Annotated in this window: 6 protein-coding genes; 2 read left to right on the top strand and 4 right to left on the bottom strand. The window is 69.1% G+C overall.

Going from position 1 to position 8,366, the window contains the following annotated elements; genetic code table 11:
• Window positions 1-76 precede the first annotated feature (76 nt).
• From rsmA to V7Q48_RS05320, 4 genes are all read right to left on the bottom strand, one after another.
• Window positions 77-895, bottom strand: a complete 819-nt coding sequence (gene rsmA, locus V7Q48_RS05305) for a 16S rRNA (adenine(1518)-N(6)/adenine(1519)-N(6))-dimethyltransferase RsmA (protein WP_333836723.1) — start codon at window positions 893-895, stop codon at window positions 77-79.
• Window positions 892-1,890 carry a 4-hydroxythreonine-4-phosphate dehydrogenase PdxA gene (gene pdxA, locus V7Q48_RS05310; protein WP_333836724.1) on the bottom strand — a complete coding sequence of 333 codons (999 nt, stop codon included), beginning with the start codon at window positions 1,888-1,890 and terminating at the stop codon, window positions 892-894. The genes rsmA and pdxA overlap by 4 nt, the downstream gene beginning before the upstream one ends.
• A gap of 289 nt (window positions 1,891-2,179) precedes the next feature.
• Window positions 2,180-3,568, bottom strand: coding sequence for a peptidylprolyl isomerase (locus V7Q48_RS05315; protein ID WP_442947090.1), 1,389 nt, complete (start codon window positions 3,566-3,568; stop codon window positions 2,180-2,182).
• 280 nt (window positions 3,569-3,848) lie between these two features.
• Window positions 3,849-5,930, bottom strand: a complete 2,082-nt coding sequence (locus V7Q48_RS05320; protein WP_333836726.1) for a S9 family peptidase — start codon at window positions 5,928-5,930, stop codon at window positions 3,849-3,851.
• Between the two features lie 175 nt (window positions 5,931-6,105).
• Here V7Q48_RS05320 and V7Q48_RS05325 point away from each other — a divergent pair, with 175 nt between their 5' ends.
• Window positions 6,106-7,899 (top strand): aminopeptidase P family protein, encoded by a 1,794-nt coding sequence (locus V7Q48_RS05325; protein ID WP_333836733.1) that lies wholly within the window; start codon window positions 6,106-6,108, stop codon window positions 7,897-7,899.
• A 69-nt stretch (window positions 7,900-7,968) separates the two neighbouring features.
• A complete protein-coding gene (locus V7Q48_RS05330) occupies window positions 7,969-8,349 on the top strand; it encodes a VOC family protein (RefSeq protein ID WP_333836727.1) in 381 nt (126 codons plus the stop codon).
• Window positions 8,350-8,366 lie beyond the last annotated feature (17 nt).

The following is an 8,366-nucleotide window of genomic DNA, read 5'->3' on the forward strand; positions in this document are numbered from 1 at the left end:
TGCGTGGAGGGGGTTGCCCCTCCACCACCGCTTTGCGGTGGTCCCCCTCCCCACGGGGTGGGGAGGATCTTGTCTGTCAGCTCAGGATTCTGGCGATCGCCACAAAGTCGGCGACGGTCAGTGTCTCGGCGCGGCGCGCCGGGTCGATGCCCAGCGTCTCCAGCGCGGCGAGCGCGCCGGGCAGGCCCTTGAGCGACTGGCGCAGCATCTTGCGGCGCTGGCCGAACGCCGCCTCGGTGACGCGTTCGAGCATGCGCGCCGAGACGCCTTCAGGCATGGCAGCCGGCACCACATGGACAACCGCCGACATGACCTTGGGCGGCGGGGTGAACGCACTGCGATGGACCTTCATCGCGATGCGCGGGGTCGCACGCCATTGCGACAGGATCGCAAGGCGACCGAAGGCGTCGCTCTCGGTGCCGGCGATGATCCGCTCCGCCACTTCGAGCTGGAACATCAGCGTCAGCGACAGCCATTGCGGCGGCCAGTCCTGGCCCGAGAGCCAGCCGGTGAACAGCGCGGTGCCGACGTTGTAGGGCAGGTTGGCGACGACGTGCCATGGCCCCTCGAACAGCGTCGCGGGGTCGATCTTCGTCGCATCGCCCTCGATCACGCGCAATTGGCCGGGGAAGGCCTCGGCCAGTTCGGCGAGCGCGGGCAGGCAGCGCTTGTCCATCTCGATCGCGGTGACGTTGGCGCCGGCGCGCAGCAGGGCACGTGTCAGGCCACCCGGCCCCGGGCCGACCTCGAGCACGTTGGCGCCCTTGAGCGATCCGGGAATGGCGGCGATGCGCGCCAGCAACTGTTCGTCGAACAGGAAGTTCTGGCCCAGCGCCTTGGAGGCCATCAGCCCGTGGCGGTTGACCACGTCGCGCAGCGGCGGCAACTTGGTCATGCTGCGGCCCGCCGTGCGGCGCATTCGCCAGCCATGCGGATCGCGGCAATCATCGCGCCGGGGCGCGCCTCGCCGGTGCCGGCAATGGCGAAGGCGGTGCCGTGGTCTGGCGAGGTGCGGATGATCGGCAGGCCCAGGGTGACGTTGACCCCGGCATCGAAATCGAGCGCCTTCAGCGGGATGAGCGCCTGGTCGTGGTACATGCACACCGCCAGATCATACGTCGCGCGCGCTTCGGCATGGAACATCGTGTCGGCGGGCAGCGGCCCGCGTGCGTCGAACCCGGCGGCCTGCAGCGCGGCAACGGCCGGGGCGATCATCGCGCGGTCCTCGTGCCCCATGCGGCCGTCTTCACCGGCATGGGGGTTGAGCCCGGCCACGGCGATGCGCGGATCGGCGAGGCCGAAATCGCGCATCAGCGCCTGCGCCGCGATCGCGCTGCGCCGGCCGATCAGTTCGGCCGAAAGCAGGCCGGGCACCGCCGACAACGCCACGTGGACCGTCACCGGCACGACCCGCAGCGAGGGGCCTGCCAGCATCATCACGGCACCCTCGGCCGCAACGTCGCAGGCCTGCGCGACGAATTCGGTCTGCCCGGGATGCGCAAAGCCGACGCGCGCGAGGCGGCTCTTGGCGATCGGCGCGGTGACCAGGGCCGAAGTTTCGCCGGCAATGGTCAATTGCGTCGCTGCATCGAGCGCGGCCAGCGCCAGCGCGGCACCGGCATCGTCGGGCGCACCGGGAGCATAGGCCACGTCGCCCAGGTCGAGCACCGGCAGCGCCTGCCCGAAGCTGTCGCGCGCTTCCTCGAGCGAGCCGACGCTGCGCACCGCGATGTTCAGCCCCCGCGCCCGTGCGGCCTGTTCCAGCACGTGGCGGCTGCCGACGGCGACGAACGGGGGCAGGGCTTCGGTGCCGCTGAGCGCCCAGGCGGCAGCAATGAGCTCGGGCCCGATACCGGCGGGATCGCCGAGCGAGATGGCAATGGGGGTCATGCCTGCAAGCCTAGCGGGCTTTGCCGCGAAGGGCGAGGGGCGGGGGCCACATTCCACCGCGTTTGCGACAGGGCATGGGGCTTCGACAAGCTCAGCCCGAACGGGGGAAGGATATTCAAGCCTCCGTTCGCCCTGAGCATGTCGAAGGGCGCGAGCGCGGGGTGTGCCGGCATGGGGCTTCGACAAGCTCAGCCCGAACGGGGAGGTTGTCCAAGCCAACCCCCGTTCGCCCTGAGCTTGTCGAAGGGCGCGAGCGCAATGCGTGCGTGCAAGCCCGCACCGCCAGGCCTCAGTTGTACTCGATCACCGCATCGCGGCGCAGGTCGCGCAGGTAGGTCTGGGCGCGCTTGTTCACGCGGTCGTCCTCGATTTGCGACTGCATTTCTTCAAAGCTCGGGCCGTCGGAAACCTTGGGATCGTCGCGGCCGCACAGCATCAGCACGCGCACGCCGTCCTCCATCGAGCCGAACGGCGGCGTGACTTCGCCGATCGAGAGCTTGAGCATCGAGTCCTGCAGCGCGGCGGGCAGGTCGCGTGCCTTGATCTGGTCGTTGGCGACGACCGAGGCGCCGATGCGGTTGGCCACGGCTTCGGCATCGCCGCAGCCCTTGATGGTCTTGACCGCCGCCGCGAATGTCGCGGCCTTGGCGGCGGCGTCCTTCTCGGGCGTGCCCTTGGGGAAGTTGAGCGAGATCTGCTTGAGGCTGAGCACCGAATCGCGCGGATCGGCGGTCAGCACTTGGCGCTTGTCGATCATGTAGAGGATCGAATAGCCGCCGGGGATCGGGATCGGGCCCGCGAGCTGGCCCGGCTGCATCGTGTTGGCGGCGGTGGCAAGTTCGCTCGGCAGCTGCGCCAGCTTGATCCAGCCGAGGTCGCCGCCGACCGACGCGGTCGAGGCCTCGGAATATTGGCGCGCATAGGCGACGAAGCTGCCGCCCTTCTTGAGCTGCTCGACGATCTGCGCGGCGTTCGCCTCGACCTGCTGGCGATTGGTGTCGTTGGCCGAGAGGTAGATTTCGCCGATGCGGTATTCCTCGGTGCCCTTGGCCGCCTTGAGCCGCTCGATCATCTCGCGCACTTCGCCGTCCGAGACGTTCACGAAAGGCTGGACGTTGCGGCGCAGCAGGCGTTGCCACGACAGCTCGCCACGGATCTGGCGCTTGAGCGAGGCGGCCGACGATCCCACTGAAAGCAGGTACTTGTCGAGTGCGGCGGGGTTCTGGCCGAAATTTTGCTGCGCGACGCGCTCGTAGGTCTGGTTGACCTCGTCCTCGTCGACCTCGATCCCGGCAGACTTGGCTTCCTGGATCTGCAGCGTCTCGTCGATCAGGTTGCGCAGCACCTGCAGGCGCAGGCGTTCCTGCTCCTCGGCCGAGACCTTGCCGCCATTGGCGCTGACGATCAGCGCGAGGCGCTGGTCGATGTCGGTGCCGGTCAGGATCTCGCCGTTGATGATCGCAGTGGCGCGGCGCATGTTCGGGTCGCTCTTGCCGAAGATCTGCACGTTCTCCGGGATATTGAGCTGGCCCGAGGCGTCGGCCGGCGCGGCGCGCCGTTCGGCCTGCGCCATCGCGACGCTGCTGGCGACCGGCGAAATCGCCGTGGCGGCCAGCCCCAGTGCCAGCGCGCTGCGCCCGGCGAGACCCCGCAGCCGGCCCTGCAAGGGGCGACGCATCGGGATAAGGGGCAGCCGGGTAATGGACTTCATGGCGATCCGAACTTCCTGTCAGACTTTGCGTCGTGCGATAGTGCAGGGCTGCGCGTGCACGCCCCCTGCTGAACCCACGCTGAGTGGCGGCAAGCGTACCGGAATGCAACGCCCGATTCGCGCGCAGCGGGGAAAATCGTGCGCGCGTACCGGGGTGGCACGGTGCCCGGCAGCGCGGGCAACGCCGTGGTCGAGCCCAATGCCACCACCCCCGTCATGCCGGCGAACGGCGTGACGGGGCAGGGCGTCAGTCTTCGAGACCCAGCTGGGTCAGCAGGAACGCGAACTCCTCCGCGGCCTCCTTCAGGCTTTCGAACCGGCCCGACTTGCCGCCATGCCCCGCGCCCATGTTCGTCTTGAAGATCAGCGCGTTGTCGTCGGTCTTCAGCTCGCGCAGGCGCGCCACCCACTTGGCCGGCTCCCAATAGGTCACGCGCGGATCGTTGAGCCCGGCGGTCACCATCAGCGGCGGATAGCCTTGCGCGCGCACCTGGTCATAGGGCGAGTACGAGCGGATCAGGTGGAAGGCGGCCTCGTCCTCGATCGGGTTGCCCCATTCGGGCCATTCGCCGGGGGTCAGCGGCAGGCTCTCGTCGAGCATCGTCGCCAGCACGTCGACGAAGGGCACGTCGGCCACGACCGCGCCGAACAGCTCGGGCGCCTGGTTGATCACCGCGCCCATCAGCTCGCCGCCGGCTGACCCGCCCGAGGCCGAGATGCGCCCCTCGACCGTGAAACCATGCGCGATCAGGCCGCGCGCCACGTCGACGAAGTCGTCGAACGTGTTGGTGCGCTGCTCGAGCTTGCCGGCCTTGTACCAGCCGCGGCCAAGGTCGTCGCCGCCGCGGATATGCGCGATGGCATAGGCCATGCCGCGGTCGAGCAGCGAGAGCCGCGTGGTCGAGAAGCCCGGCCCGATGGCGATGCCATAGGCGCCGTAACCATAGAGGTGCAGCGGCCCGCCGGCGGGGCGATCGCGGCGCCACACCACCGAGACCGGCACCAGCGTGCCGTCGCGCGCGGGGATGTCCAGCCGCGTCGTCTCGTAGAGCGAGGCATCGTAGCCCGAGGGAATTTCCTGCACCTTGAGCCGCGTCAGGCTGCGGCTGGGCACGTCGTAGTCATAGACCGAGGCCGGGCTGACCATCGATTCGTAGCCGACGCGCAGGGTCTGTGTCGCCCATTCCGGGTTGTCGCCGAGGCTGGCCTCGTAGCTCGCCTCGGGGAAGGCGATCGGCTCGATCCGCGCCGGGTCGTCGTAATAGCGCACCTCGATGCGATCGAGGCCGCGCACCCGGCCCTCGACGACATAGAAGTCGCGGAACAGCTCGAACCCGGTGAGGTAGAAGTCGTCGCTGCCGGCGATCAGCGTGGTCCAATCCCCCGGCGCCGCAAGCGGGGCAGTGGCGAGACGAAAGTTCTCGTGCGTGTCGTTGACGTGCACGAACAGCGTCTCGTCGCGCACGTCGACATCGTATTCCACGCCCTTTTCGCGCGGGCGCACCAGCAGCGGCGTGGCCAGCGGATCGTCGGCAGGCACCAGCCGCTGCTCGCTCGTCTCGTGGTCGCCGGTCGAGAGGATCAGCCACTTCTCGTTCGCCGAAAGCGCCGCGCCGGCGCGGAAGCCCTCGTCGTCCTCGTGGTAAAGCTCGACATCGTCGTCGAGCGGGCGACCCAGCCAGTGCAGCCGCACGTTGTCGGTGCGCCAGTTCTCGTTGGCGAGGCTGTAGACCAGGCCGGTGTCACCCTTGACCCAGATCAGCCCCGAATTGGTGCCGGGGATCTCGTCGGGCAGGACCTCGCCGGTGGCGATGACCTTGACACGCGCGGTGAAGCGCTCGGACCCGTTGTCGTCGATCGACCAGGCGAGCAGCCGCCCGTCGTTGGAGACCGAGATCGCGCCGAGGCGGAAATAGTCGTGGCCCTGGGCCAGCGCGACTTCGTCGAGCAGCAGTTCGTCCGCGCTGCCGTCGTCGGCGCAGCCCACCGGGCGGCGCCACCACTTCTTGTATTCGGCGCCCTCCTCGAACTCGATCCAGTAGAGGAACTGGCCGTCCTTCTGCGGGACCGACTTGTCGGCTTCCTTGATGCGGCCGCGCATCTCGGTGAACAGCCGGTCGACCAGCGGCTTGTGCGGCGCCATGTGCGCCTCGAACCAGGCGTTCTCGGCCTCAAGGTGCGCCAGCACCTGCGCGTCCTTGACCTCGGGATAGCCGGCGTCGCGCAGCCAGGCGTAATCGTCGGTGATCGCGACTCCGTGATGAGTCGTGGTGTGCGGGCGCTTGGCGGCGACGGGGGGCTGGGCGAGGTTCTGGTCGGGCGATGTCATCCCCGCCATCTATGGTGCCCGGGAGCGGCCTGCAAGGCACCGCTCTGGCGCAAAGCCGCTGGGGTGGTTACAATGCGAACCAACCGAGCCCGACCGCCAGGAATCCGGCTCGCCACGACGCCGCCGCCCAAGAAGGCCAAGCAATAAGGCCAAGAAAGAAGGATTGCGCATGCTGATGCAGACCCATGAAGCCCGCCTGGATGCGCTGCGCGCCGAACTCGCCCGACGCGGTCTCGACGGGTTCATCGTGCCGATCAGCGACGAGCACATGAGCGAATATGTCGGCGCCTACGCCCAGCGGCTGGGTTGGCTGACCGGCTTCGGCGGCTCGGCGGGCAGCGCGGTCGTGCTCAAGGACAAGGCCGCGATCTTCGTCGACGGGCGCTATACGCTGCAGGTGCGCGAGCAGGTCGACAGCCGCCTCTATGAATACCAGTCGGTGCCGCAGACCAGCCCCGCGGCATGGCTCGGCGCCAATGCCGCGGCCGGGGCGCGGATCGGCTATGATGCCTGGCTGCATGCCAAGCCCTGGGCCGAAGCGGCCGAAGCCGCCCTGCGCAGCGTCGGCGCCTCGCTCGTGCCGGTCGATGGCAACCCGATCGACGCGGTGTGGCAGGACCAGCCCGCGCCGTCGCCCGCCGTCGCCGTCCCGCACGAGGATCGCTACACCGGGCAGAGCGTCGCCGAAAAGCGTGCCGCCGTGGCGGAATGGCTCGCCGACAAGGGCGCCGATGCGGCGGTCGTCACCGCGCTCGACAGCGTCGCCTGGCTGCTCAACATGCGCGGTGCCGACGTCGACCACACGCCGGTGGCGCTGTCGTTCGTGGTGGCCCACGCCGACGGCACGGTGGACCTGTTCATCGCACCGGAAAAGGTTACGCCGGCGCTGACCGCGCACCTTGGCAATGCGGTGCGCGTGCAGGATCGGGCCGGCTTCGTACCCGCGCTTCAGGCGCTGGCGGGCAAGACCGTTGCGGTCGATCCCGAACGGGCGGTAGCGGCGGTGTTCCACGCGCTCGAAGGCGCCAAGGTGCTGCGCCTGACCGATCCCACCGTGCTGCCCAAGGCGCAAAAGAACCCGGTCGAGCAGGCCGGCCACCGCGCCGCGCAGGCCCGCGACGGCGCCGCGGTCAGCCGCTTCCTGCACTGGCTGTCGATCGCCGCGCCCAAGGGGGGCGAAACCGAGCTCTCGGCTGCCGCGCAGCTCCTCGCCGAGCGCGAGAAGACGGGCCTGCTGCGCGACCTGTCGTTCAACACGATCTCGGGCGCCGGGCCGAACGGGGCCAGCCCGCATTACTCGGTCACCGAGCAGTCGAACCGTGCGATCGAACCCAACAGCGTCTATCTCGTCGATTCGGGCGGGCAGTACCTCGATGGCACCACCGACATCACGCGCACCGTCTGGGTCGGCCCCGACGCGCCGCCGGCCGAGGTGAAGGACCGCTTCACTCGCGTGCTCAAGGGCCATATCGCAATCGACCAGGCGGTGTTCCCCGTGGGCACGCCGGGTGGCGCGCTCGACAGCTTCGCGCGCCAGTTCCTGTGGGCGGCGGGCCTCGACTATGCCCACGGCACCGGCCACGGCGTCGGCAGCTTCCTGGCGGTCCACGAAGGCCCGCAGCGCATCGCCAAGGCCAGCGGCGGGCAGGCCGGCACCGGGCAGGGCCTGCTGCCAGGCATGATCCTCTCGAACGAACCCGGCTATTACAAGGCCGGCGACTACGGCATCCGCATCGAGAACCTGATCCTGGTGGAAGAGCGCACGATCGCGGGCGCGGAAGGCACGTTCTGCGGCTTCGAGACGCTGACCTTCGCGCCGATCGATCGCACCCTCGTCGAGGTCGACCTGCTGACCCCGGCCGAACGCGGCTGGTGGAACAATTACCACGCCCGCACCGAGGCGCTGCTGGCGCCGCAGCTGGATGGCGCCGATCTGGAGTGGCTTCGCACCGCGTGCGCTCCGCTTTGACGTTGTGAGCGACCTCGTTCGTGATATGTTCCGTGCTGCGCGGGCGAGTCGCGCAGCGGGAGACGAGCGATGATCGGATACGTGACGCTGGGAACGAACGACCTCGAACGCGCAGCCGTGTTCTACGACGCGATTGCGGCCGAGATGGGCGTGGGCCGGATGTACGAATGGCCCGGTGCGATCGCCTGGGGCGAGGCAGGCGGTGCGGCGGCGATCGGCGTGATGAAGCCGTTCGATGGCCAGCCCGCCAGCGTCGGCAACGGCGTCATGGTCGCGCTCGAGGCGAAAGAGCCGGCACAGGTCGACCGGCTCCACGCCATCGCGCTGGCCAACGGCGGCAGCTGCGAGGGCAAGCCCGGCCCGCGTGGCGAGGGCGGGTTCTATGCCGCCTATTTCCGCGATCCCGACGGCAACAAGCTCAATGCCTTCGTGATGGGTACGGAAGGGTAAGGGGCTGGGGGCTGAGG

Origin of the sequence: Novosphingobium sp., from assembly GCF_036803765.1 — a bacterium.
Classification (GTDB): Bacteria; Pseudomonadota; Alphaproteobacteria; order Sphingomonadales; family Sphingomonadaceae; genus Novosphingobium.

Coding starts and splice junctions, on each gene's coding strand:
- rsmA (WP_333836723.1), bottom strand. CDS start 895: ATGACCAAGTTGCCGCCGCTGCGCGACGTGGTCAACCGCCACGGGCTG.
- pdxA (WP_333836724.1), bottom strand. CDS start 1,890: ATGACCCCCATTGCCATCTCGCTCGGCGATCCCGCCGGTATCGGGCCC.
- V7Q48_RS05315 (WP_442947090.1), bottom strand. CDS start 3,568: ATGCGTCGCCCCTTGCAGGGCCGGCTGCGGGGTCTCGCCGGGCGCAGC.
- V7Q48_RS05320 (WP_333836726.1), bottom strand. CDS start 5,930: ATGACATCGCCCGACCAGAACCTCGCCCAGCCCCCCGTCGCCGCCAAG.
- V7Q48_RS05325 (WP_333836733.1), top strand. CDS start 6,106: ATGCAGACCCATGAAGCCCGCCTGGATGCGCTGCGCGCCGAACTCGCC.
- V7Q48_RS05330 (WP_333836727.1), top strand. CDS start 7,969: ATGATCGGATACGTGACGCTGGGAACGAACGACCTCGAACGCGCAGCC.